15 protein-coding genes are annotated in these 26,640 nt (G+C 66.6%); 9 read left to right on the forward strand and 6 right to left on the reverse strand.

Annotated features, from left to right (window positions below):
- Positions 1-204 precede the first annotated feature (204 nt).
- The 5 genes from EDF57_RS05845 to EDF57_RS05865 all read left to right on the forward strand — a co-directional run bounded on the left by EDF57_RS05845 (position 205) and on the right by EDF57_RS05865 (position 6,045).
- Positions 205-2,967, forward strand: a complete 2,763-nt coding sequence (locus EDF57_RS05845) for an EAL domain-containing protein (protein WP_134093449.1) — start codon at positions 205-207, stop codon at positions 2,965-2,967.
- A gap of 449 nt (positions 2,968-3,416) precedes the next feature.
- Positions 3,417-4,610 (forward strand): crosslink repair DNA glycosylase YcaQ family protein, encoded by a 1,194-nt coding sequence (locus EDF57_RS05850; RefSeq protein WP_134093450.1) that lies wholly within the window; start codon positions 3,417-3,419, stop codon positions 4,608-4,610.
- A gap of 118 nt (positions 4,611-4,728) precedes the next feature.
- Positions 4,729-5,445: a Crp/Fnr family transcriptional regulator gene (locus EDF57_RS05855; RefSeq protein WP_207913029.1), complete on the forward strand. Its 717-nt coding sequence runs from the start codon at positions 4,729-4,731 to the stop codon at positions 5,443-5,445.
- A gap of 79 nt (positions 5,446-5,524) precedes the next feature.
- On the forward strand, positions 5,525-5,734 hold the full coding sequence (locus EDF57_RS05860; protein WP_132267464.1) for a hypothetical protein: 210 nt from the start codon (positions 5,525-5,527) through the stop codon (positions 5,732-5,734).
- Between the two features lie 98 nt (positions 5,735-5,832).
- Positions 5,833-6,045, forward strand: coding sequence for a cold-shock protein (locus tag EDF57_RS05865; protein ID WP_208324798.1), 213 nt, complete (start codon positions 5,833-5,835; stop codon positions 6,043-6,045).
- On the opposite strand, the gene EDF57_RS05870 is transcribed toward EDF57_RS05865, so the two are convergent.
- Positions 6,035-6,424: a response regulator gene (locus tag EDF57_RS05870; protein ID WP_134093453.1), complete on the reverse strand. Its 390-nt coding sequence runs from the start codon at positions 6,422-6,424 to the stop codon at positions 6,035-6,037. The two genes, EDF57_RS05865 and EDF57_RS05870, sit on opposite strands and share 11 nt — an antisense overlap.
- 291 nt (positions 6,425-6,715) lie before the next feature.
- Between EDF57_RS05870 and EDF57_RS05875 the strand changes: the two genes are divergently transcribed.
- On the forward strand, positions 6,716-7,429 hold the full coding sequence (locus tag EDF57_RS05875) for a Crp/Fnr family transcriptional regulator (protein WP_207913027.1): 714 nt from the start codon (positions 6,716-6,718) through the stop codon (positions 7,427-7,429).
- A gap of 49 nt (positions 7,430-7,478) precedes the next feature.
- Here the strand turns inward: EDF57_RS05875 and EDF57_RS05880 are convergent, their stop codons facing one another.
- From EDF57_RS05880 to EDF57_RS05895, 4 genes are all read right to left on the reverse strand, one after another.
- On the reverse strand, positions 7,479-7,988 hold the full coding sequence (locus EDF57_RS05880; protein ID WP_243840900.1) for a GNAT family N-acetyltransferase: 510 nt from the start codon (positions 7,986-7,988) through the stop codon (positions 7,479-7,481).
- A complete protein-coding gene (locus EDF57_RS05885) occupies positions 7,985-9,043 on the reverse strand; it encodes a LacI family DNA-binding transcriptional regulator (protein ID WP_134093454.1) in 1,059 nt (352 codons plus the stop codon). The genes EDF57_RS05880 and EDF57_RS05885 overlap by 4 nt, the downstream gene beginning before the upstream one ends.
- A 95-nt stretch (positions 9,044-9,138) precedes the next feature.
- Positions 9,139-9,801, reverse strand: a complete 663-nt coding sequence (locus EDF57_RS05890) for a pentapeptide repeat-containing protein (RefSeq protein ID WP_132267454.1) — start codon at positions 9,799-9,801, stop codon at positions 9,139-9,141.
- 81 nt (positions 9,802-9,882) lie between these two features.
- Complete coding sequence (locus EDF57_RS05895; protein ID WP_243840901.1) at positions 9,883-11,643, reverse strand: chloride channel protein; 1,761 nt, start codon at positions 11,641-11,643, stop codon at positions 9,883-9,885.
- Between the two features lie 74 nt (positions 11,644-11,717).
- On the opposite strand from EDF57_RS05895, the gene EDF57_RS05900 reads away from it, so the two are divergent.
- Positions 11,718-12,155 (forward strand): MarR family winged helix-turn-helix transcriptional regulator, encoded by a 438-nt coding sequence (locus EDF57_RS05900; RefSeq protein WP_134093455.1) that lies wholly within the window; start codon positions 11,718-11,720, stop codon positions 12,153-12,155.
- 22 nt (positions 12,156-12,177) lie between these two features.
- Here the strand turns inward: EDF57_RS05900 and EDF57_RS05905 are convergent, their stop codons facing one another.
- Positions 12,178-13,311 (reverse strand): glycoside hydrolase family 43 protein, encoded by a 1,134-nt coding sequence (locus EDF57_RS05905; RefSeq protein WP_243840902.1) that lies wholly within the window; start codon positions 13,309-13,311, stop codon positions 12,178-12,180.
- Between the two features lie 177 nt (positions 13,312-13,488).
- Here EDF57_RS05905 and EDF57_RS05910 point away from each other — a divergent pair, with 177 nt between their 5' ends.
- Both EDF57_RS05910 and EDF57_RS05915 read left to right on the forward strand, forming a co-directional pair.
- A complete protein-coding gene (locus EDF57_RS05910; RefSeq protein WP_166675186.1) occupies positions 13,489-14,868 on the forward strand; it encodes an MFS transporter in 1,380 nt (459 codons plus the stop codon).
- Between the two features lie 611 nt (positions 14,869-15,479).
- Positions 15,480-26,372: an Ig-like domain-containing protein gene (locus EDF57_RS05915; RefSeq protein WP_134093457.1), complete on the forward strand. Its 10,893-nt coding sequence runs from the start codon at positions 15,480-15,482 to the stop codon at positions 26,370-26,372.
- Positions 26,373-26,640: the final 268 nt, after the last annotated feature.

A 26,640-nucleotide genomic window follows, 5' to 3' on the forward strand; every position in this document is an offset into this window, starting at 1 on the left:
AACCCGCCAATGGCTGCGTTCCGGGGCAAATATTGTGCCATTCACGAGCGCGGCGCAGTGGTAATGCCTTAATATATCTCCCTAAAGTCCGGGATGGCACTTTGCGTACGCAAAATCTGTGCGGAAATGGACGCATCTACAGGCGAACAATATTAATTAATCTGTGAGAACGCATTCCCGGAACGCCATGCTATATATTCGAGGGTGAAAATCTTAGAGAGTCTTAGGGAGCCGGAAGGGCAGTCGGAAGCCCTGCTTCGGGAGCAATACCTGAGCCTGCGTCAGCAGATCCCGCTCATGTACTTGCTCATGACGATCAATGCCGCTTTTCTGGCGGCGGTCGCCAGTCGCGACGTTGCACCCATGCTCAGCATCGGCGTGCCGGCCGCGCTCATCCTCGTAACATCCCTGCGCGCCTTGGTCTGGGTCACGCGGCGGCGCAGCGATCCCTCGATTGAAACCATCCGTCGCCGGCTTCGCGGAACGAAGCTGGCCGCCGTGGTGCTGAGCATGCTGTTCGGCGCCTGGGGCCTGTTGCTCTTTGCCCAGGCCGATCCCTTGCGCGGCAGTTCCATCGCGCTCTACGTCTTCGTCGGCGCGATCGGGTGTTGTTACTGCCTGCAGGCGCTGCCCTCGGCGGCCAGGCTGGTCATGCTGTTCGGGGCGGCGCCGGTTACGCTGCGCCTGCTGCTTTCCGGGGACTGGTACTTGGTCGGCACCGGCCTCACCTTCCTGTTGGCTGCCGCGGTGATCCTGCGCACCCTGGCCACGAACCGCTCCGCCTTTTCCGAAGTGCTGCGCTCGCGGTCCGAGATGAGCGACTTGTTGCATGCGCTTGAACAGAGCCAGGAGCACTATCGCTATTCGGTGAATCTCAATCCGCAGATACCATGGACCAGCGATCCCGACGGCTCGATCTGCGACATCGGCATGCGCTGGACGGTGCTGACCGGGATGTCGATCGAGGACGGCATGGGCTCTGGCTGGATCCGCGCCGTTCACCCGGATGACTTGGAGCGCGTTCTCGACCAGTGGCGTGCGGTGCTCGAGTCCGAGGATCATCCCATGGCGGATCTGCGCTATCGCCTGCGACGGGCCGATGGCCACTATTGCTGGGTTCGCGCGCGTTCCTATCCTCGCCACGATGCCGCCGGCCGGGTCGTGAAGTGGTACGGCAACCTGGAGGATATCGACGACCAGGTCGCCGCGGAAACCGCGCTGAGGGACAGTGAGGAACGCTACCGGCTGGCCTCACGCGCAACCAACGACCTCATCTGGGACTGGTGCCACGGCACCGATCATATCGACTGGGCCGATAGTGCCGACAGCATATACGGCCATGTCGAGGCGGCGGAAGGGACCACGGTAGGCTGGTGGCGCCGCCATATTCACCCCGAAGACGTGGCGAGCGTGGATGCCATGACGGCGCAAGTCTACGGCGGCGAATGCGATAGCTGGAGCCACGAATTCCGCTTCCGCTCGGGTGACGGCTCCTACGTGCACTTGCTCTCGCGCGGTTACGTGCTGCGCGGCGAGGACGGGCGGCCGCGCCGTTCCATCGGGGCCTTGCAGGACGTGACCCAGTCCCGCCGCGCCGAAGGGGAACTGCGGCGTGCTGCCTATCACGACGTCCTGACCGATCTGCCCAATCGTGCCTATTTCGCGGTGCAGTTGGAAAAGACGCTGGACCGGGCGCGCGAACATGAAACGCGGGTTGGCGTGGTCGTTTTCGACGTCGACAATTTCAAGGCGATCAACGACAGCCTCGGCCACGGTGCAGGCGATGCCGTCCTGCGGGCCGTGGCCCAACGGCTGTCGGACGGATTGACCGAAGGCGCCTTCGCGGCTCGCCTCGGCGGGGACGAGTTCGCAATCATCCTGCCCGACCTCGACGATGGCACGCCGGTCCTGATCAAGGACCTGCTGGAAGCGGTCGCGCGGCCCATGACGGTGGACGAGAGCGTCGTGGAAGTGGGCGTCAGCGCAGGCGCGGCCATATGGCCGAACGACGGCGCCAATGCCGAGGCGATCCTCAAGAGCGCGGACCTGGCGCTCTACACCGCCAAGGCCCGGAGCGGAGGCGATGTGGAGAGCTTCCATCCCGAGCTGCGCCATGCCGTGGAGACGCGCAATTCCATGCTGCGCGAGGCGCGCGATGCGCTGGGCGATGAGCGCATCATACCCTTCTACCAGCCCAAGGTCTGCCTGGGCACCGGCGCCATCGTCGGCTTCGAGGCGCTGCTGCGCTGGCATCACCGTGAGCGCGGCTTGCAGCCTCCGGGGACCATCCTGGCCGCTTTCGAGGACAGCGCCCTTTCCACGCAGCTCACCGACCGCATGCTGGACCGGGTGCTGCGCGACATGGCGGACTGGCAGGAGCGAGGCTACGAAACCGGCCGCATCGCCATCAACGGATCGCCGGTGGATTTCCGGCGCGACGACTTTGCCGAACGCATCCTGTCCCGCTTCCACGCCCACGGCCTTCCGCCCACGCTGCTGGAACTGGAAGTGACTGAAAGCGTCTTCCTGGGCCGGATCGCCGATACCGTGGAGCGGGCGCTGCGGACGCTGGCGCAGGAGGGCGTGACGATCGCGCTCGACGATTTCGGCACCGGCTATGCCTCGCTCACGCATCTCCAGCAGTTTCCGGTGGACGTGCTCAAGATCGACCGTTCCTTCGTTTCGCGTCTCGACAGCGCCAACAGCGCGGATTTCGCCATCGTTCATGGCATCATCGATATCGCGCAGCGCATGGACATTCGCACGGTGGCGGAAGGCGTGGAGAACGAGGCCCAGTTGGACCGTCTCTGCGAACTGGGCTGCGACATCGCACAAGGATTCCTCTTCGGCCGGGCGCTCGACAGCAGCCGGGTCGGTCCCTTCGTGCAGGGCTGGCCGCAGGCGCGCACGGCCTATTGCTTCCATCCGTCCGAAGCCTCCCGCGCGCGCGTTTCCGGCCAGAGATAGATTCGAAGCTGGACCACGCTTCGCTGCGAATGGCGAAAGCAAAGGATTGCAGGGAAAGCCGCCGGTTCTTCAGTTGAGAACGGCATGCAACAAGCCGTCTATTTGCCGGACCTGCGGCAGTTCGGCGCGCCTCACTCACGAGTCGTCGAATGAGAGGATTGTGCACATTTGCACTCTTCGTCTAGGGGCGCGCTGCGGCTCGGTTGCGCCCCAATGCAGCCCGCCGCCCTCGAGGAAAGGACCGTCACGGCCCCCCGGGCGGTCCTTTTTTCGGCCCCCGTCTTTTCCCGGTTCCAGAGTGTTTCCCTATCGGGTGGAATCGCCCGATGACGCGGCAATCCAAAACCTTAGAGCGGTCGGACTGACGCAGCAGGATCGGATCCCGCTCCAGCGCCGATTTTCACGGCATGCCCTTTACGGGGCGGCGCCTTACCGCCTAGCGTGGGTGAGTGACGGATTTGGAGCGCATCGGTTTGCCCCAGGCGCGGCGCATCGCGCTCGCCGCACAGGGTTTTGCAGCAAGGCATCCGGCGCAGCCCGGCCCGGCCCGGTTGCGGCGCGTGCTGGATAGCCTCCACTTGTTTCAGATCGACAGCGTGAACGTGCTTTCCCGCGCGCACTATCTTCCGGCTTTCTCGCGGATCGGCGCTTATGACCGGGCGGACCTCGATCGCCTGGCCTGGGGTATCGGCGCGGGAGCGAAGGCCGGCGCGGGACGTGTGCGCGGCCGAAAGCTGTTCGAATACTGGGCGCATGAGGCCTCGCTGCTGCCCTTCGAAACCCATCCGCTCCTGCGCTGGCGCATGGCACAGGCCGATCGCGGCGAGGCAGGCTGGACCCGGATGCGCGACTATGCACGGGAACGCCGGCCCGAGGCCATGGCCCTGCTCGACCGCATCCGCCTGGACGGACCGCTCGCCACTTCGGACTTCGAAGCGCACCGGGGGCAGTCGGGCTGGTGGGAGTGGAGCGACACCAAGCGCGCGCTCGAATGGCTGTTCTGGGCGGGCCATATCACCACCGCCACGCGCCGCGGCAATTTCGAGCGGGTCTATGACCTGACCGAGCGCGTCATACCCGGCGAGGTGCTTTCGCTTCCCACGCCCGCCGATGCCGATGCGTACCGCGCGCTCATCGAGAAGGCGGCGGCGGCGCACGGCATTGCGACCGGTGCCGAATTGCGAGACTACTTCCGCCTGTCGCCGGAACAGGCGGCGCCCGCCATCCGCGCCTTGGCGGAGGACGGCATTCTGGTCCCCGTCGACATTCCGGGGTGGCGCCATGCCTGGCTGCACCGCGACGCTCGCCGTCCTCGCCGGATCGAGGCCCGCGCCCTGCTGGCGCCCTTCGATCCGCTGATATGGGCGCGCGACCGCACGGAGCGGCTTTTCGGTTTCCACTACCGGATCGAGATCTACGTTCCGGCCGAGAAGCGTCGGCATGGCTATTATGTCCTGCCGTTCCTACTGGGCGACAGCCTGGTCGCGCGTGTCGATCTCAAGGCCGACCGGCAGGCCGGCCGGCTGATCGTGCAGTCCACCCATTTCGAGCCCGACGCTCCCGGCCATGCAGGGGAGGCGCTGGCGGAGGAACTGGAGCGCATGGCGGGTTGGCTCGGCCTGGCGTCTGTCCAGCGCCCGTGATGCCAGAAGCCGCGGTACCCCCGGCAGGAGGCCACGCATTAGGCAGACAGGGGGTGGAAATGGGAATAGGCTGGCCGCCGGCGCCGGGCGATTCCATCCGGCTGGGCGAGGAACGATCTTGAGCAATCCCCTCCTGCGGAAGCTGGAAAGCTTCGTGAAACTTCACGACGGCGACGTGGACCTGCTCAATCGCCTCGTGGCCCGGACGCGGGAGCATCGCACGGGTACCGATCTCATCCGCGAGGGCGACCGGCCGGACGACGTGTTCCTGCTCGTGGAAGGCTGGGCCTATCGCTACAAGATCCTGCCTGACGGCAGCCGCCAGATCATCGCCTACCTCATCCCCGGCGACCTCTGCGACATCCACATCTTCATCCTCAAGGAAATGGACCATGCCATCGGCCTGCTCAGCGATGCGCGAGTGGCCTCCATTTCGCGGGCCGAGATGCAGCAGATCCTGGACGAGCACCCCGCCATCGCGCAGGCGCTGTTCTGGTCGACCCTAGTGGACGAGGCGGTGCTGCGCGAATGGCTGGTGAACATGGGGCAGCGCGATGCCTATAGCCGCATCGCCCATTTGTTCTGCGAGATGTGGCTGAGGATGCAGCAGGTAGACCTGGCTTCCGGCAACGAGTTCTTCCTGCCGCTGACCCAGGAGCAGTTGGGCGATACGATCGGGCTGACCAAGGTTCACGTCAACCGGGTGATCCAGCGCATGCGCGGCGAAGGGCTGATCTCCCTGACCGATCGCACGCTGACCATCCATGATGCGCAAAGGCTCAGGGAAATCGCCGAGTTCGATCCCAACTATCTCCACATCTACCGGCGGAGCTGATCGGCCGGGCACGAAACGCGTCGTCGCGTCGTTCTTTCCATGAGGCGGAAGGTCGACGGCAATGCGCTACTTTTTCAGAGTGACGAACGGTGTCCGCGAACTGGACCTGGCCGGGACGGAGCTTCTCGACGAGGACGTGGCGCGCCGGGAGGCCGTGCGTTTCGCCGGGGAACTGCTGAAGGACGATCCGGCCCTGCTGGATCATGGCCAGTTGCTGGTCTCCGTTCATAACGAGGACCGTTCGGTGGAATTTGTCATCACCGTTCGCCTGGAGGTGAAGGCGATCTGATGCTTCCCGGCGCCGGCAGTGCGGGCGTCGTTTATATCATGGATTATAGACGACCGGCGCGCAGTCGCTACCCCGGTGGGGGGAGTTGGGGGGCGATCATGCCGAGTGGGACTGTGGTCTTTTTCAGCGCGGCCAAGGGGTATGGCTTCATTTCCCCCGATGCAGGCGGGCAGGATTGCTTCGTCCACCTTACCGCCGTCCAGGCCGCGCAATTGCCTGAACTGACCAAGGGTCAGCGGCTGCGGTTCGAAGTTCAGGTGGCGCGCAACGGCAAGCAGTCTGCCGTCAACCTGGCCCCGATCACGGAGTGACGGCCTCGCGGCGGCGTCGGAGGTTCCGGGTGAATTCGCGCAGGATTTCGGCGCTCCCGGTCGGTTTCTCGCAGCGGGGAATGTCGATGAAGCGGTCCGGGATCTCGCGCGCGTCGCATCCGGTCGAAAACAGGAAAGGCACGGCATCGTGCTGCAGCGTGTCGGCAAGGGGAAACACGGATTCGCCGCGCAAGTTGATGTCCAGGATCGCACCGTCGATGCGGCCGGCGGCCCGCCGCAACTGCTCGCCCTCGGCCAGGGATGAGGCCGGTCCGATCACCGCGACGCCTTCGTCCTCCAGGGCGGAGGCCAGTTCGACGGCGATGAGATATTCATCTTCCACGACAAGGACATGGATGTCGGCAAGTTCGGCGGACATGGGCTCTCCAATCGGTCACTTCGAAGCGCGCCGGTGATTTCGCCGATAGCTTCGAATGCACGGCATGCATTGGCGACCGATGGACGCTACTCCTGAAAATCCCCCCATGCTTTGATCTAGGTTATTGACCTGCAAAGTCCTCCTGGCGCGTTCAGGGGATCGCGCCCGGCGGGAGCCGATAAGATTCTGCAGAGTGGCGGGCGCGTCGCTCGGGATTAACGCATGTGAATGTGGCGCCGTTGGGGACCGCGCAAGGAAGGGCATAACCTTCTCTCGGGGACCGGAAATTCATTGACGTTGCACCTTTCCGCTTTTGTCAGGCTCGCCAGTGCTGACCGCGAAATCCTGACCCAAGCGCTGCAACGGCGTGTCCGCATCCTCGAACCCCGCCAGGATATCATCCGCGAAGGCGAGCGGCCGCGTTTCGTCAATGTCATTCTCGAAGGCTGGGCGCAGCGCTACAAGCAGCTTGCGGACGGGCGCCGGCAGATACTTTCGTTCTTCATCGCCGGCGACTTGTGCGATGCCAATGTCTTCATCCTCAAGCAGATGGACCATTCGCTTTCGACGGTGACGCGGGTGAAGCTGGCGGAAATCTCGCAGAACGAGTTTCAGGAAATCATGGAGCGATCGCCTCGCATCGCCCAGGCACTGTGGTGGAACGAGCTGGTCACCGTGGCGATCCAGCGCGAGTGGACCACCAATATCGGGCAGCGCACGGCCTACGAGCGCATAGCGCATCTGTTCTGCGAGATGTTCGTACGCCTGCGCACCACGGGCCGCACCGATGACGACGAATGCGAATTCCCGCTGACCCAGTCAGAGATCGCCGAAGCCACGGGCCTTACCCAGGTCCACGTCAATCGCACGATCCAGGAGATGCGCCGGGACCAGCTGATAGAGCTGCGGAACAAGCGGCTGAAAGTCTTCGATCTCGATCGGCTGATGTCAGTGGCGCTGTTCAACCCGAACTACCTGCACCTCGATCATGAGGGCATTACCTGAGGGGCATAGGGCCTGAAACCGGCGCGGCGGAACTGTCGGCGGGCGGGTGTCAGTCCTTCAGGTCGCGCCGGTAGAACCGGGTGTCCACGGTCATGCGCGGGAAGGCGGTTGGCAAGGTTTCGGGCGGGCAGGGCGAAAACCCGTGCTTTTCGTAGAAGCGGTGAGCGGCCACGAACTTGTCGGTCGTGCCCAGATAGACGCGCCGGATGCCGCGCGCGCCAGCAAGCTCCAGCAGCGCTTCCAGCAGCCGCGCGGCCAGGCCGGTGCCGGAAGCGGCGCCGCGATGGGCGGCGGCCACGAACATCTTGCGAAGCGCGCCCTCATCGCTGCCGATGTCCTTCATCCCGATCGTGCCGACGATGCGGTCCCGGTCCTCGGCGACCAGAAACGCGCCCTTGCCGCTCTGGTAGAAGGCGGGGATCGCGTCGAGGTCAGGCTGGTCCTCGGCCGTGATGGCAATGCCGAATTCCTCGCGCTGGATCGGCAGGATCACGCCGATCACCCCTTGCCGGTCGGCGGGAACGAAGGGGCGGATCAGGATGCCGTCCGGCGCGATCAACGGTCGATCCGGGGCACGGCGTCCGATTGGCGGCGGCGCAATTCGAAGGGAAGGTGGAGATGCTGAGGCAGCGCGTCCAACTCGTCCTGCCCCTCGGGCCAGAGCCGGGCGCAGAGCATTTCCATCGCCTTCTGGCTCATTTCCTTGATTGGCTGGCGGATCGTGGTCAGCCGCGGCCAGATCGCGTCGGCCAGGGGCGTATCGTCGAAGCCGCAGATCGAGAGTTCGCCCGGCACGCTGATCTTGTGCTGGTGCGCGATGGTGACGGCGGCGGCGGCCATGTCGTCGTTGCAGGCGAAGATCGCGGTGGGCGGCTCGGCGCGCGCCAGCAGCTGTTCGGCCGCGATCAGTCCGGAGCGGTAGGAAAAGTCTCCGGCGACGATCAGTTCCTCGTCCACCGGGATCTCATGGTCGCGCAGGGCATCCATGTAGCCGTGGCGGCGCCGGGTGCTGCTGCGGTGACGATTGGTGCCCTCCACGAAGGCGATCCGGCGGTGGCCCAGCTCGATGAGGTGGCGGGTCATCTCGTAAGCGGCACCCCGGTCGTCGGTGGAGACCGAGGCGATGGCTTCGGCCTCCTGGTCCGGCGCCACGGCGACCACCGCGATGCGGGCGGCGGCAAGCCCGGCGAGCAGCTCGTGCCGGTCGCAGAGCGGCGGGGGCAGGATCACCCCGGCAACATGCGCCTCGACGATCTGGGCCACCAGTTCCTCCATCGAGGCGCGCTCTGGGCACTGTTCGACGGTGAGATGGACGTTGCGGGCCGGTGCCTCGTTAAGCGCGCCGAGCAGCAGTTCGCCCAGATAGGCCGAAGTCGTGGCGCCGCCGTGCAGCAGCGCGATCCGCCGCACGGTGCGGCCCGCGAGCATTCGGGCCGAAGTGTTCGGCACATAGCCAAGCTCGGCCACGGCCCGGGCCACGGCCTCACGCGTTTCGGCGCTGACGCGCGGCTTCCCGTTCAGCGCGCGCGAGGCGGTCATGGCCGAAACCCCCGCGCGTTCCGCTACGTCGTGAAGGGTGGGAGGCTTGGGCCTGCTGGCGTCATGTCTGGACATTGGACTATGCCTTTAGCGCAAGTGTCCCGCAGGTAAACGAAGAAGGCGGGCGCTACGACGAAAGACGCATATCCGTTTGCGCCCCGTTGCCCGGATCAGCGCACTTCCAGCCCTAGCTGCGACAGCAGTTCCGCCGCCTGCACGCGGGAGATCACCGCGCCGCGAAACAGGCGGGCATCCCGCAGTTCGATGCCGCCCAGGTCTGCGCCGCGCAAGTCCGCCTGCTCGAACCGGCAGCCGTCGAGACTGGCGTTGCGCAGCGAACAGTCCTCCAGCACGGCCAGGCGGAAGTCGCATTTGCGCAAGTCCGCTTCGGAAAAGTCGATGCGCTGGAGGCGGGCCTTGCGGAACGACATGCCGGGCAGCTTGGCGAAAGACAGCAGGACTTCGGCGAAAGTCGCGCCCAGCAGGCCGGCATCGGTCAGGTCGGCCCCGGTCAGCTTGGTGCCTTCCAGCCGCGTGGAGGTCATTCGGGCGCGGCGAAACAGGCCGTTGCTGAAATCGCATCCGGTGATCACCGCATCGGCGAGATCGGCCTGCACGAAGGATGCCTCCGCGCCCCGGCAGTTCCGGAAACGCGCGCCGGTCAGGGTGGCGCTGTCGAAACGCACGCGCTTCATCGAGCAGCGCTCGAACGTGATGTCGGTCAGGTCGATGCCGGAGAAATCGCCGTCGTCGAGCGTGCATTCGGTCAGGGTCCGAGGGCCTTCGCTGCAGGGCTCCAGCAAAGTCTCGCGCGTGACGGTGGCCTGGTTCATGCGGGCCTTATGGCGCAGCGCGCGATATTGGCAAGCGCGCGGGGGACGCGAGGGAGGGCCTCGCCCCGCCTCGCCCCTTGCCTAGCCTGCCCGGCGCTGGCTGCGGTCGCGTTCGAGGGTGCGATGGTGATGGCGGACCTTGAGCATGTCGTGCCGGGTGAGAATGCCCACGACCTTGCGGGTGGCCGGATCGACGATCGGCACCCGGCCCGAACCCGATTCCACCATGAGATCGGCGATCCGTGCCAGCGGGTCCGTCGGCGCCCCGCTGGGCTGCGAGGCGTCGGACAGGGCTTCTCCCAGCGAGGCGGAGGAGGGGGCTCCGTCCACCCGCCAGCGCAGGATGTCCGAGCGCGAGAGCAGGCCGGAAAGCCGTCCCTGCCCGTCGACCACGGGATAGCTGCGATGCCGCGCGTCGCCGTCGAAGAAGGCCATGGCCCCGGCCACGGTCATCGCCTCGGGCAGGGTCTCGGGCGCGCGGGTCATGACCTGCTCGGCCTGGAGGAAGTCGAGCGGGTCCACGGTATATTCCTGAAGGATGTGCCGGCCGCGCCGGGCAATCTTCTCGGTCAGGATCGAGCGGCGCATCACCAGCACGCTGACGGCATAGGCGCCGGCCGAGGCGGCCAGGGTCAGCGGCAACATCGCGAAATCGCCGGTCAGTTCGGCGGCGAAGAGCGCCGCCATCAACGGCGCGCGCATTGCGCCGCTGAGGATGCCCGCCATGCCTGCCAGGGCCCAGAGAGCGCTGCCGCCGGGCAGATAGTGGCCGATCAGGAAGCCGGAAGCGCCGCCCAGCAGGAGCAGGGGGGCCAGCACGCCGCCCGAGGTTCCCGAGCCGAGCGCCACCAGCCAGACGGTCGCCTTGACCAGCAGCAGCGCCACGGCCACGCGGATGGCCAGCGATCCGTCCAGCAGGCCGCGAATGCTCTCGTATCCCGCGCCCAGGACATGGGCATCGATCAGGCCGCCCAGTCCTACGACGAGGCCGCCCAGCGCCGGCCACCACATCCAGTGCAGCGGCAGATGTTCGAACACATCCTCCACCTTGTAGAGTAGCGAGGACAGCAGCGCGGCCAGCGCTCCCGTCATGGCGCCCATGACGAGAGCGATGGCCAGAAGCAGGGAGTTCAGATTTACGGCATGGTGCACCGGGAACAGCGGTCCGGCGTCGATCAGCAGCGGCCGCCAGAGGAAGGACACCAGCACGGCCAGGACCACCGGCACGAAACTGCGCGGCTTCCATTCGAACAGCAGGACCTCGATCGCGAGCAGGATCGCGGCCATGGGCGTGCCGAAGATCGCGGTCATGCCGGCGGCCGCGCCGGCCACCAGCAGCGTCTTGCGCTCGGCCGCGCTGAGATGGAACGATTGCGCGAAAAGCGACCCGATCGCGCCGCCGGTCATGATGATCGGGCCTTCCGCACCGAACGGTCCGCCGCTGCCGATCGAGATGGCGGAGGACAGCGGCTTGAGCAGGGCGACTTTCAGCGAGAGGCGGCTTTCGCCGAACAGGATCGCTTCGATCGCCTCGGGAATGCCGTGGCCGCGGATCTTGTCCGAGCCGAACCGCGCCATGAGCCCCACGATCAGGCTGCCGACCACCGGGATCGCCACCAGCCAGAGGCCCAGCGCATTGTCCGTGATCGCGGCCGGCGCCGCAGAGAAGCGGCCGAACCAGAACAAATTGGTGGCTATGGCGATCGACTTGAGCAGCACCCAGGCCCCCAGTGCGCCGCCGCTTCCCACGACCAGGGCGGCCATGGCCAGCATGAGCATGCGGCGGTCTGCGCTGTGATCGGCGAGTGGACGATGGGGCGTCTGGAGAATCGATGAAGACATGGTGTGGCGCACATATATCGTAGTACGATATTTATCAAGATTGACAGGAGGCCACCATGGCGCGGACTTGAAGGATGCCTTCACCTCGCGATCCTGCCGCTTCCGAGCCCGCCAAACTGACCGATGCCGACTATGCGGCGCTGGCGGCCTTCCGCTTCTCTCTTCGCGAGTTCCAGGCCTTCAGCGAAACGCGCGCAGCGGAATGCGGCCTGACGCCGCAGCAGCACCAGGCCTTGCTGGTCATCCGCGCCGCGGCGCCGGGTAAGGCGACGGTGGGACATGTGGCGGAGCGCCTAATCCTGAAACCCCACAGTGCGACGGGGCTGGTCGACCGCCTGGTCACGCTCGATCTCGTCGTGCGGCGACCTTCGCCCAGTGACAAGCGGCAGGCCCTGCTGGAACTGACACCGCTGGCGCATGGCAAGCTGGAGACCCTCAGCGCGACCCATCGCGAGGAAATCCGCCGCCTGCGGCCACTGCTGGTGGACTTGCTGGAGAAGCTGGAGGGCTAAAGCCCCCTCGGCACCGATCTGTTCAGCACGGTGCCGTGCCGGCGGGGCTGTCGCTTGCCGACGTATGGGTAGGGCACGTCTCGCCGTCGAGTTCGGTGGCCTCGCGAACCACTGTCAGCCGTTCGCCGTCATCGCGCATTTCGTAGAGCTTGCCCCGCGCATTGTGGAACGGGCGGTGGACGATCATCATCGATCGCCCGTCGAAGGCCCGGAACAGCATGCCGTGGCCGCTGTCTCGCTCGACCAGCGTGCCGAGCTGTTCCCATGGCCCTTCGATCAGGCCGGTCCGCGAACGGGCAAGCCCTTCCACATAGCCCTTTTCACCGTAGCTGGACCAGAGCATGAGCAGCCGCCCTGTCCGCGTGCGGTAAAGCTGCGGACCATCGGTGACGAACACGGTATCGCCCGCAGGCTGCTTCTGTCCCCGCACCCAAGGGCCCTCGCTGGCATGGAAGAGCCTCTGAGCCGGGCCAGCCGGGGCCAGATCGTCGGAGAGCGGCATGGCTTCCATCGTGCCGTCGCCCATCTGCAGCCATTCGTGTGCATAGACCAGCCAGGGCCGGCCCTTCGCATCGACATGCAGCGTTCCGTCGAGGGTCATCTCGGAAGCCGGAACAATGGGTTCTCCCTTGCGGACAAGGCGATAGGGACCCTCTGGACGGTCGGCCACGGCCAGCACCGTTCCGCGGCGATAAGTCGGGCGCGGTGCCTTCGGCTTGGCGGCCCCGGGCAGGGGGAGCGCTTCGTTGTGAAGCGTGGTGAACAGGTACCACCGCCCTTTCCAGCGGTGAACTTCGGGTGCCCAGGCACCGCCATCCGCCCAGATATCTTTCGGAACGGAGAAGACGATGCGCGGCCGGGTCCAGTGCTTCAGGTCGCGGCTGGTGTAGACCATGATGCCGAGCCGCCTGTCGCCTGTCATCGCGGCGTCGTTGCTGGTGAAGAGGTAGTACGTCCTGCTTTTCGCGTCCGCGACGATCCAGGGATCGTGCAGCGGCATGTCCGGCAGGCGCAGCGGTGCCTGGGCCGGGGATTGCGGCGCGGCCGCGCGGGATTTGGCGGACGTGTTCGAGACCACCCCGACAGCCGAGATCAGCGCCAGTGCCAGACCCGCAAGGAACAGGGGGAAGCGTATCCTGCGATGAATCTGCGGCAAAACCTTCTCCCGTCCCGGTCGAGCGTGCTTTCACGCCGAACGAAGACTAGCTTTGCGGCACGGAAAATGAAATGCAATTCCTCTAAATGGGATTTTCTTTGTATCGGCACTTCGCCGGACAGGCTCTGCGCAGGCGTGGTCACGCGAATGTCATCGAGCCGCTTTAGTCGTTCGCGCGTGAACCCTGGCATTTCCTCGCGCGTGTGGCGCAAGTCCGGCATCGCCGGTCCGGGCCGAGGCCTGGGTCTGGCCGGGCTGGCCGTGTTTTCGCTGCCCGTGCTGCTGTTCCAGGCCGTCGAACTGGCCTGGCGTGCCTATCTGCCGGCTTTCCTGACGCAATCGGTGGGCGTGACTCTGGCCGCCGCGGGCGCCCTGATGTTGGGGGTCCGCATCATGGACGCCTTTGCCGACGTCGTACTCGGCTGGCTCAGCGACCATGTGAAGACGCGATTCGGGCGGCGGGCGCCATGGATGGCGGCCGGCGCGCTGTTCGTTCCCATCGGCGCGATCCTGCTGTTTTTCGCACCATCGGGCGCCGGGATCGTCCGCGTGATCGGCGCGAGCCTAGTGCTCCACATGGGCTATTCATTCATCGTCACCCCGCATGGCGGCTGGGGCCTCGAACTGTCGGACGACGAGGCTGAGCGCACCCGCATCATGGGGGCGAAAGTCTGGTTCGGCGTGCTGGGATCGATCGGCATGCTGGCACTCATCGGCCTGCTGGAGCGGCAATTCGGCTTCGGCATCCGTTCGCTGGCGGCCACCCTGGGGCTTGTCATCGCCGCCGCCGCGCCGATCACGGTGCTGACCGTCCTGGCGGTTTTCCGGGAGCCGGCGGCCGTGCCGGGGGCAGCCGACGCCGTCATGTCCCGCGCGTCGCTGCAGCGCCTGCTTGCCGGAATGACGCGCGACCCGGCCTTGCGGCGGATTCTCCTCCTCTACCTGCTATGCGGCATTGCCGACGCCTCCACCGCCAGTACGTTCCTGTTCCTGGCCGAACCCGTGCTGGGGCTGAAGGGGCAGGGCGCCATGCTCATGCTGATCCAGCCGGTCATGGCGCTGTTCACCCTGCCGTTCTGGGCGACGATGGCCGACCGGTTCGGACGGCGCCGCGTGCTGACGATCGGCTTCGCCTGGCAGGCCCTGACGATGCCGTTGGCGCTGCTGGTGCCGGCCGGAAGCACGACCCTCTTCGGACTGTTCCTGGTACTGCGCGGGCTGGCCTGGGGCATCGACTACATGTTGCTGCGCGCCATGGTGGCCGATGTCGCCGAGAAGGGCGCGGGTAGCGGCGCGCGCATGTCGGGAAGCTACTATGCCCTGTCCAGCGTCACGCTGAAGTTGGCGCTCGGCCTTGGCGCGGGGCTCGGCCTCTGGTTGATCGGCGCTTCGGGTTTCCACGCCGGAGGCCCGGCTGGAGCAGCGGCCAGCCTCGCGATTCGCATGGCCTACGTCCTGCCCTCGGTTCTTTCGGGCCTGTGCGGATTGCTGGTCCTGAACCGTCCAAGTGGGCGTCCATCCCCGCCGACCGGGCTGGGAACCTCGGCCTTGTCCTGAGGTTCGCTCCGGAACGCAACCATGGTTGCGTGATTTGCAATTGTGGCCGCGCCGTCCCGAGGCCAAAGAGAGCGGGCCTTTCAGGCATCCTCTCCCAAAGACTTTCCAAGCCGGCCCTTGTGGCCGGCTTTCTTTTTGCCTCCTGCGCAGCGCCCGTTCGCAAAGCATCCCGTCGGGGATGGCCGGGACCCACCGTTGCGGCGAAAGCATCTTGATCGGCGCAAATTCTGCAACGCCTGAAAGCCCGGCATAGGCCCGGTTCTTCGAGAGTCGTTCACCTTCCAGTTCCTTGACCGGCGGCAAGTCGCCCAAGCTTTGATCCGTTCCGGAATGGAAACGGCTGTTCGTGCAAGCGCCGGGAAATTAACGAGAAGGCGATCGAGTTCGTATCGCCTTCCTTACTCCGCACGACCCTACTCCACATCTGATTACCCGGTTCGACCGGCGGCCTCCGTACGTCTTTCAAAGACGGCCGACAGGCCGCTGCGCGGACTGCCAACTTGCCGAGTTTTCGAAATCCGAGGGGCAATCTCCAGTCGCGAGGCAGACTTTCAACCGTGACGTGAAGCGCCCTGAAGAAGGATGCCATCCATACCGTTGGGAGACCTCTGATGGACAAGCGTGTCGACATCACCAATCGCGCGACCAAGGCCGTGAAGACAACCGTCGCGCATGACGGGATAACGCAAGTTCAGGTGGATGCGGGGTCTCAGGTGCGTGTCGGTGCGGCGCCGTCTTCCGTGTCGTCGATGCTGCGTGAAGGCGACGATCTGGTCATCCATTTCGCAGACGGTTCGACGATCCGGCTTGATGGCTATTTCGGATGCCCGGCCGAAGCGCTGGACCAGCTGACTTTCGTGGACCCTGCCGGCACCGGCCAGTGGCTGGTCGGCCTGAGTGAAAGCGCCTGCTTCGTGCCGGGCGACACATCGACGGAAGCGCTTGCTTTCCAGACGACCCCGCTGGATGCGGCTGCCGGCGCAGGGGCTGCGGCAGGGGGCGGCGGGCTGGGTCTCGGCAATGCCGCGCTGATCGGCCTTGGCGTGCTGGGTGTCGGTGGCGCCGTCGCAGCCGCGACGGGCGGGCATCATCACCACAGTGCCTCGCCTGCGGACACCACGGCGCCGGCTGCGCCGACAGTGGCGCCCAGCAATGGCAAGGCCCTCTCCGGCACGGCCGAGCCGGGTGCGACCGTCCGCATCGATCTCAATGGGGACGGCACGACCGATGCCACCGTAACCGCCGGGACGGACGGCAAGTGGAGCTATGTGCCGGGAACGCCGCTCGCAAATGGCGCGGCGGTCAGCGTAACGGCGGTAGACGCGGCCGGGAATGCCTCGACTGCGACCCGGATCGTGGTCGACGCCGCCGCCCCGGCCAGACCCTCCATCGATCCCAGCGACGGCACGGTGCTGACCGGCAGCGCCGAAGCCGGATCGACCCTTTCGATAGACCTCAATGGCGATGGCAAGGCCGATGCCACGGTGACCACCGATGCCCAGGGACGCTGGCGCTACACGCCGGCCTCACCGCTTGCCGATGGCACTACCGTCACGGTTGTCGCGACGGACGCGGTGGGCAATGCCAGCCCCGCCGCAACGCTGACCATCGATCTCTCTGCGCCGCCGGTGCCGGCCATCGGCGCGCTCGACGACGATGTCGGGACCGTCTCGGGCGCCGTCGCCGCGGGCGGGGTGACCGATGACACCCGGCCGACGATCCACGGCACTGCGGAGGCGGGCGCGACGGTGTCGGTCTACGACCAGGGGGTTCTGCTGGGCACCACGAAGGCGGATACCGCCGGAAACTGGAGCTTCACGTCCGCAGCGGCCCTTTCCGATGGCGCTCATGCCATCACCGTCACGGCAAGCGACGCGGCAGGCAATGTCAGCGGCGCATCGGCAGCCTTCGGCTTTACCGTGGACACCCTCGCGCCGGCCACGCCCCTGGTCGGTGCCACGGACGGCGTGACCCTTTCGGGAACGGCGGAACCTGGCGCGACCGTGGAAATCGATCTCGACGGCGATGGCCAGCCGGACGTCACCACGGCGGCCGATGCGCAAGGCGCCTGGAGCATCACACTGGATCCGGCGCTGGCGGATGGCACCGTAGTGACCGTCGTGGCGGTGGATGCCGCCGGAAATGCCTCACCCGCCGAGGCCGCGACGGTGGACCGGAGCGTCGACAGCACGCCCCCCGCCGCGCCCGGGAATGACGCCCCAAGCGACGATGTCGGCGCGATTCAAGGCGCCTTTGTCAGCGGCGGCGTGACGGACGATCCCACGCCGACCTTCTCCGGCTCCGGCGTCGAGCCGGGCGCAACGATCACTGTCTATGACAATGGCGCAGCGATCGGCACGGCCGTGGCCAATGGCAGCGGAGACTGGAGCTTCACGCCCTTGCTCGCCCTGGGGGAGGGCGCGCACAGCTTCGCCTTCACGGCGACCGATGCCAGCGGCAACGAAAGTGCACCATCGGCGGCTTTCGCATTCACGGTGGATACGATCCCGCCGGCGATTCCCACGGCTGCGCCCAGCAATGGCGCCGGGCTGCTGGGTACGGCCGATCCGGGGACCGCAGTCAGCATCGATATCGGCGGCGATGGCACGGTGGACGCGGTGGTGCAGGCCGATATCGACGGGAACTGGGCCTATGTGCCGGACACTCTCATCCCCGACGGCACGCCCGTCAGCATCGTCGCCAGCGATCCGGCGGGCAATGCTTCGCCCGCCGTCATCCTCGTCGTGGACGCGAGCGTGCCCGTGGCGCCGACCATCGATGCCGCGATCGACAATCTTGCCGGCAATACCGGCCTGATCGCCAGCGGCGGGACCAGCAACGATCCCACCCTGACCCTGGCCGGATCCGCTCCGGCAGGCTCCACCGTCTCGATCCGCGATGGCGGGGTCTTGCTGGGCACGGCGATTGCCGATGGCTCGGGCAACTGGAGCTTCGTCACGGCCAGTCTGGGGGAGGGCGCGCATCGGTTCTCGGTCACGTCGCTCGACGGAGCAGGCAACCTTGGCGGCCCGTCCTCGGACTATGCGGTGACGCTGGATCTCACGGCCCCGGCCGCGCCCATTCTCAACCCCACTGACGGGGTGACGGTTTCCGGCACGGCAGAGGCCGGGGCTGTCGTCACGGTCGATACCAACGGCGACGGTGCCGCCGATGCCACGACGATCGCGGCCGGAGACGGTCGCTGGAGCGTGACGTTCACGCCGGGCCTTGCGGAGGGCACCACCATTACCGTGGCCGCGCGCGATGCAGCGGGGAATTCGTCGCCCCCGGCGACCGAAACGGTCGATACCACCATCGACAGCACCCCGCCGCCCGTGCCCGCCATCGGCAGCGCCACCGACAGTGCCGGCCCCGATCAGGGCACGCTTTCCAGTGGCGACACGAGCGACGATACGACGCCTCTGCTCGCCGGCACGGCGGAGCCGGGCGTGCTCGTGTCCATCTACGACAGTGGTGTGCTGCTCGGCACGACGCATGCGGACAGCATCGGTGCCTGGACGTTCACGCCGACTTTGGCGGAAGGCGCCCACAGCCTGACCGCCACCACGACGGACGACCTCGGCAACGAGAGCATGCCGTCGACGGCCTTCGTCCTGACGGTCGACAATACGCCGCCACCAGCCCCGGTGATCGAGGCGTCCAATGGCGCCATCCTCCGCGGAACCGCGGAAGCCGGCGCCATGATCGGCCTGGACTTCGACAGTGACGGCACGGCAGACCAGACCGTGCAGGCCGATACGGACGGCCGCTGGAGTTACACGCCCGCCACGCCGCTGGCGGACGGCGTCGTGGTCCATGCGACGGCCACCGATGCGGCCGGCAATACTTCTGCCGGGGCTTCGATCACCGTAGACCGGCAGCCACCTGCCGTCCCGGCCTTCACAGCCGTCACGGATGATGTGGGTTCGTCGCAAGGCACACTGGCCGATGGTGCGTCCACCGACGACCGGCAACCGGCCATCTCCGGCTCGGCCGACCCCGGCTCCACGGTCTCGATATACGACGGCGGCACGCTGCTCGGGACCGCCCAGGCCGATGTGGGCGGCCTCTGGACCTTCACGCCCAGCATCCCGTTGGCGCAAGGAAGCCATGCCTTCACGATCACGGCCACGGATGCCGTCGGCAACAGCAGCGCATCCTCGGCATCTTTTGCGCTTACCATAGACACCGTGGCGCCGGCAGCGCCCGTCATCACGTCCGTCGCGGACGATGTCGGGGACAGTCAGGGCCCGGTCGCGAACGGCGGTTCGACCGATGCCGCCGTTCCTGCCCTGACCGGAACGGCGGAGGGCGGGTCCTTCGTGTCGATCTACGACAATGGTGTCCTGCTCGGCACGACCAACGCCAATGGCTCCGGCGCCTGGAGCTTCACGCCCGGTTCTGCCCTGGACCAGGGCAGCCACACTTTCGTGGTCACCGCGCGCGATGCGGCGGGCAATCTCAGCCCACAGTCCGCCGCTTACGCCGTAACGATCGACAGCGGCTCGCCCGATGCTCCCGAAATCAGCGGCGCGACCGATAATATCGGTACGGAGCAGGGCTTCGTGGCCAGCGGCAGCACCACTAACGATACCCAGCCCAGCCTGATCGGCACGGCGGATCCCAATGCCGCGGTCACGATCCTGCGCGGCGGCGTGGCCGTTGCCACCGTCTCGGCCGATCAGCTGGGCATCTGGCGCTACACGCCCAGCGCGCCCCTCTCGCAGGGGACTTATGCCTATACCGCGCGCAGCAGCAATGCAGCGGGCACGGCGAGCATCGTTTCCGCCCCCTACCTCATCACGATCGACACCGCGCCGCCCTCCGCGCCGGTGTTCCAATCCGCGGTGGACAATGTCGGCTCGCGCCAGGGTCTGCTGCTGACGGGCGCCATCACCGATGACGCGGTGCCGGTGCTTTCGGGCACGGCCGAGCCTTTCTCGACCGTCACCGTGTTCGACAATGGCACCGCGATCGGCACCGTGGCGGCCAGCATCACCGGCGCCTGGAGCATCTTCCCCAGTCCGGCGCTCGTGCAGGGTACGCATGTCTTCACGGCGATCGCGACCGATGCTGCTGGAAACGCCAGCGGTGCGTCATCGCCATTCACCCTGACCGTGGACACGACCCCGCCCGCCGCGCCGGTGATCGCGCCCAGCACGGGGGCAACGCTGACCGGCACGGCGGAGGCGGATGCCACGGTCAATCTCGACCTGGACGGCAACGGCACGGTGGACGTTCAGGTGACGGCGAACGGTTCCGGCGTCTGGACCTACAGTCCGCTCCTTCCTCTGCCGGACGGTGCGACGGTCATCGCGACAGCCACGGATGAGGCGGGCAATACTTCGGCCTCGCGCAGCCTTGTGGTGGACAGGACCCCTCCGGCAGCTCCGGTCATTACGAGCGCGGTAGACGATCAGGGGCCGCAAATGGGTTCCGTCGCCAACGGCGGCACGACGGACGATACTTTGCCCCTCGTCACCGGCACCGCCGAGGCCGGGTCGACCGTTACGGTGTTCGATAACGGCGTCGCCCTTGGCCAGGCGCTGACAAGCAATACCGGCACCTGGACCCTCGCGCTCACGACGCCGCTTACGCCGGGAAGCCATGTCTTCGGCGCCAGAGCGACCGATGCGACTGGAAATCTCAGCCCGGCGTCGAGTGCCTATACGATCACGGTCGATACCGCGATCCCGGCCGCACCGGTGATCGGCAGCGTGACCGACGCCGTCGGTTCGGCACAGGGCAATGTCGCCACGGGCGGCCGCACCGATGATTCCCAGCCCGCCATCGCCGGCACATCCCCGGCCAACGCCACGGTCCTGGTCTATGCGGACGGGGTGCAAGTCGGGACGGCGCTTGCCAATGGATCGGGGATCTGGAGCCTGATCCCATCGGTGCCGCTCGGCAATGCGACGCATGTGCTTACGGCCGTTGCCCTCAATGCCGCGGGGAATGCCAGCCCGATATCGAACAGCTATGTCGTGACGGTCGATACGGCAGCCCCCCCGGCGCCAAGCATCGTTTCGATCACGGACAATGCACCGGGCGTTCTGGGCACCGTGCCAGCGGGCGGACTTACCAACGACGCCACGCCTACCATCGCCGGCACGGCCGAGCCCAATGCGACCGTCACGATCCTCGCCAACGGAGTGCAGATCGGCACGACGCTTGCCGACGGATCGGGCGCCTGGACCTTCACGCCGAACCTTGCGGACGGGGCGCAGACGATCATCGTGCGCTCCACGGATGCGGTCGGCAATGTCGGGCCCGATTCCTCTTCGTTCAGCTTCACCATCGATGCCACGCCGCCGCCGGCGCCGGTCGTGGCCCCCAGCAATGGGCAGGCAAGCCTGACCGGAACGGCGGAACCGAACGCCGTCGTCAGTATCGACATCGGCAACGACGGCTCCGTCGAAGCGCAAGTCCAGGCGGATGGGGCAGGCGCGTGGAGCTATACCCTGCCGACCACCCTGCCCAACGGGACGACGGTGGCGGTGACGGCCGGCGATGCGGCAGGCAACCTGTCCGGGAAGACCGTGGTCACGATCGATGCCCTCCCACCCGGCATACCCGCACTAGCCGCGATTACGGATAACGAGGATCCGATCCGGGGCAACGTGCCGGTCAACGGCTTCACCAACGACACATCGCCCGAGTTCACCGGAACCGCGGATTCTGGCAGTCTCGTCACGATACTCGACAACGGAACGCCTATCGGCACGGCTGTCGCGGACGCCTCGGGGGCCTGGACCTTTACACCTTCGACCGTGCTCGCCGGTGCGAACCATGCCATCACGCTGACCGCGACGGACGCGGCCGGCAACGTCAGCGCGCCCTCCACATCGTTCGCCTTCACTCTGGATACCAATGCACCGCCCGCCCCGCTGATCCAGCGGGTAGAGGATTCCACCGCCCCACAGACGGGCACGGTGGCGGATGGCGGTTCCACCAACGATACCCAACCCTTGATCGAAGGTACGGCAGAGGCCGAGGCGACCATTACGCTTTATATCAATGGCACCATCTTCGCGACGACATCGGCCGCGCCGAATGGAGCGTGGTCCTTCTCGCCAACCCTCCCGCAAGGCAGCTACAGTTTCGTGGTCACGGCAACCGACGCTGCCGGCAATGTCAGCCCGCCCTCTGCGGCTTACGATATCGAGGTCGACACCACTGCGCCCGGCGTGCCCGCGCTCAACGCCACGGACGGAACGACCGTTTCGGGCACCGGCGATCCTGGCGCCACTATCGAACTCGACGTCGATGGCGACAACGCGGCGGACGAGACGACCACGGTCGACAGCTTCGGCCAGTGGAGCGTCACTTTTGCGCCGGGCCTGAATGACGGCACGACAGTGACCGCCGTTGCCGTGGACCCTGCGGGCAACCGTTCGGGCCCCGCCAGCGAAGTGGTGAACACGGCGATCGACACCACGCCGCCGCCGATCCCCGCTACCCCCCTTGTCGCGGACGATGTGGGTACCACTCAGGGACCGATCGGCGCGGGCGGCACCACCGACGATAATCGCCCGGAAATCCACGGCACAGCGCAGGCGAACAGCCTTGTCACGATCTTCGACAACGGCGTCCAGCTCGGCACGACCACTGCTGACAGCGGGGGTATCTGGACCTTTACCCCCGTGGTGCCGCTGGCGGACGGTGCGCACAGCATTACCGCCACAGCCTCTGAAAGCGGTCTCCAGAGCCTGAACAGCGAACCTTTGACTTTCGGTGTCGATACCATCCCGCCAGGCGCGCCCACGATCGACGCCAGCAACGGCTCGGTGCTGACCGGCACCGCCGAAGCGGGCGCCACGGTCCGGCTTGACCTGGATGGGGACACTGTTTCGGACGTTTCGGTGCTGGCGGACGGCAGCGGCCACTGGACGTATACGCCTGTCACGCAGTTGGGCGGCGGCGTTATCGTAAGCGCAACCGCGGTCGATCCGGCGGGCAACAGTTCGCTGCCTACCGCCACGACCATCGATCGCACGCCTCCTCCCACGCCTGCGATAGCCTCGGCAGCCGACAATGCGGGTCTGGTGACAGGGCCTGTCGCCAGCGGCGGCTCGACGGACGATACCACGCCGACCCTGTCCGGCACGACGGAGCCCGGTGCCACGGTCTCGGTCTACGACGGTGGGGTGCTGCTCGGCACGACGGCGGCGGGCCTTTCCGGGACATGGTTGTTCACGCCTTCCGCGCCGCTCGGCCAAGGCAGCCATAATTTCACCGTGACGGCCACCGATGCCCTCGGCAATGTGAGCGGCGGCTCGGCGCCTTATGTGGTGACGGTGGTGACCAATGCGCCGGCCCCGCCGGTGATCGCCAACGCGGTGGACGATATTGGATCGATCCAGGGTTCGGTGGCATCCGGTGGCTCGACCGACGATGCCCGGCCGACGCTGAGCGGTTCGGCTGCGGCGAATGCCATCGTGTCTATCTACGAAGGTGCAACGCTGCTGGGCACGACCGTCAGCGATGGCGGGGGGCAGTGGATATTCACGCCTCCTGGCGCGCTGGGCACCGGGCCGCATGGGTTGACCGCCACGGCCACGGACGCCGCGGGCAACCAGAGCGGGTTGTCCAATATCTATACGCTCACCGTCGACACGGCCGCACCGGCCGTTCCGGTGGTGACGTCGGTGGCGGACGATGTGGGATCGGTGCAGGGCAGCCTTGCCCCAGGCGCGACGACCGACGATGCCCGGCCCACGCTGACCGGCACCGCGGAAAACAATGCCGTGATCTCCGTTTATGACGGTGTCGTCCTGATCGGCACCACCACCGCCGATGGCGCCGGGCGCTGGAGCCTCACCCCGGCCGCACTGCTTGGAACCGGCCCGCATTCGCTTACGGTGACGGCCACCGATGCCGTCGGCAACACGAGCGGGGCGACAGCCGCCTTCGCCCTGACGGTCGATACGACGCCGCCGGCGGCGCCCACGATCAGCACCGCAAGCGACGATGTCGGCACGCGGCAGGGTCCGATTGCCAATGGCGGGGCAACCGATGACGGTACGCCTGCCCTGACCGGCACGGCGGAGGCCAATTCCACGGTCTCGATCTACAACAATGGCGCCCTGCTGGGGACCGTGGTGGCGAGCGGCAGCGGCGCATGGAGCTTCACCCCGCCTACCGGCCTGCCGGACGGCTTGCACAATTTCACGGCCACGGCGCGCGATGCGGCTGGCAACATCAGCCTCGCCTCGGCGGCCTATGCGGTGACCGTGGACACCACGCCGCCGGGCGCGCCGACGATTTCCTACGCTGCCGACGATACCGGCCCGGTCACAGGAAACGTGGTCAACGGTGCGCCCACGGACGACACCCGGCCGACGCTGGTGGGCACGGCGGAGGCCAATTCCACGGTCTCGATCTACGAAGGCACAAACCTGCTGGGCACGGCCGTGGCTGACGGTTCCGGCGCCTGGAGCTTCACGCCTTCCGTGGCTCTGCCGCAGGGCGAGCACAGCTTCACGGCCAGGGCGACCGACGCCGTCGGCAACCAGGGCCCGGCCTCCGCGACCTTCCTTGTCTGGGTCGACATCGTGGCCCCAGCTGCGCCGACGATAGCCACCCTGTTCGACGATGTCGGCACGGTGCAGGGACCGGTCGCCAGCGGGGGCGTGACGGACGATACGCTGCCGCTGCTGCGCGGCACGGCCGAAGTGGGATCGACAGTGACGATCTTGGCCAATGGAGCGATCCTGGGGACGACCACGGCTGACGCCGGGGGCAATTGGAGCTTTGTGCCGGTCGCTCCGCTGGCGCAGGGAACCTATACGTTCACGGCCATCGCCACCGATGCCGCGGGCAATCCCGGTGCGACCTCCAACAGCTTCGTCGTCACTGTCGATACGGCGCCTCCGGCGGTGCCGGTCATCTCCTCGATCGTGGATGACCTGGCGCCCAATACCGGCGTCGTCGCCAATGGGGGATCCTCGAACGATTCGGCGCCGCAACTGACCGGCACCGGGCCTGCGAACACGACGGTGATCGTCTATGACAACGGCGTGGCGCTCGGCTCGACCGTCACCAATGGTTCGGGTGCGTGGACCTACACGCCGGCGGGCGGACTGGGGGACGGCGTCCATACTTTCACCGCGGTGACGGTCGATGCCGCCGGGAACGCCAGTGCGGCTTCCAACGCCTATGCGATGACGCTGGACCGGACGCCGCCTTCGGCAACGATCGCCATTACCACGCTGGTGACCGATACCGGCACCACGGGCGACTGGAGCACTTACGATCACAGCCCGACGGTAGGCGGCACGCTCAGCACCGCGCTTGCAGCGGGCGAGACCGTTCAGGTGCGGCTGGATGGCGGCGACTGGGTGACAGCAGGCACTTCCGGCCAGAGCTGGTATTACGGTCTCGGCACCGTCTCCACCGGATCGCATGCCTTGGCTGTTCGCGTCGTCGACGCGGCAGGCAACGTCGGCAGCAGCGCTGCGCAGACGGTGAACGTCACCGCCGTGCCGGAACTGGCGCCGATGGTGCAGGCCACCAATGGATCATTGCTCGGACTGGTGGGGCTTGAAGCGCTGAACCTGATCGACCTCGGCGGGCAGTCTCTGACCGCCGTGGATCCGAACAACAATCTCAAGACCGTGCAGGTCCGCTACGCTCCCACCCTGTCTCTTGCATTGGGGGCCTATGCGCTGACGGCGTCCTCGGCTCTGGCCGCAGAGCTTGGCTTGCAGGTTCAAATATCGAACTCCTCGGGCATTCTGGGCATTCTCGGGCCGTCCTCCACCCTGACCATCACGTCACTCAGCGGCGGGGCGATGGACAACATGGCGGTGAACGAATTGCTGAATACAGTCCATTTCACCCAGAACCTCACGCTTCTGGGGCTGGATGTCCTGAGCGCGACGACGATCTCCGCCACCGACATGGCCGGGCTGAATGCCAGTGCCTCCACGGGGACGCTGCTGGATGTCAGCCTCCTCAACGCCGGTGGCTCGTCCACGTTGTTCGAAGGGACGTCCGGCGCCAATACCCTGAACGGATCTGCTGGAAACGATCGGCTCTACGGCTACGGTGGCAACGACACCTTGAACGGAAACGACGGGAACGATCTCCTGCGCGGCGGGGCAGGCGCCGATAGCCTGAACGGCGGCGCGGGCGACGACACGCTGGTCTACGACGCGGCCGACACGCTGATTGACGGCGGCGCGGGGACCGACACGCTCCTGATCGCCAGTGGCACGGGCGCCGTGCTGAACCTCGACGCGGTATCCAACATCCGCAACATCGAGCGGGTCGATCTGGGAACTGGCGACGCGGGCCGGCAGATCACGCTCACCGAGGCGGGCGTGCTGCGCGCGACGGACAGCCATCACCAACTCACGGTGACGGGCGACGGTAGCGACCGGGTCACGATGTCCGGCGCGGTCTTCCAGGGCCAGACCCTTATCAATGGGGAGGCTTATAATCACTACACGCTGGGCGTGACGGACATCTACGTCGACCACCCGGTGCTGGTGGTTGTCTGACGGGGCGAGCGGCGGTTACCCGGATTTCGCCGGGTAGCCGCCGCTATATCGGCTTGGGCGAAGAGGGACACCAAGCCGACGCGGCGCGGCATCTCGATTTTCTCGCGTCTGGTAGTCGCGCGGTCCTGACCAGACTACTGCTTGGGGGGCGAACCGTCCTGGCCTCCAGCATGTGCTGGGAGGACAAATGAGCGGTGAAAGCCGACGCGTTTACGTGAGGCGTTCTTCTTTTCTGTCATTGCGGAGAGGAGAAACGGAGCGGGCATCC

It is taken from the genome of Novosphingobium sp. PhB55 (assembly GCF_004368805.1).
Lineage (GTDB): Bacteria > Pseudomonadota > Alphaproteobacteria > Sphingomonadales > Sphingomonadaceae > Novosphingobium.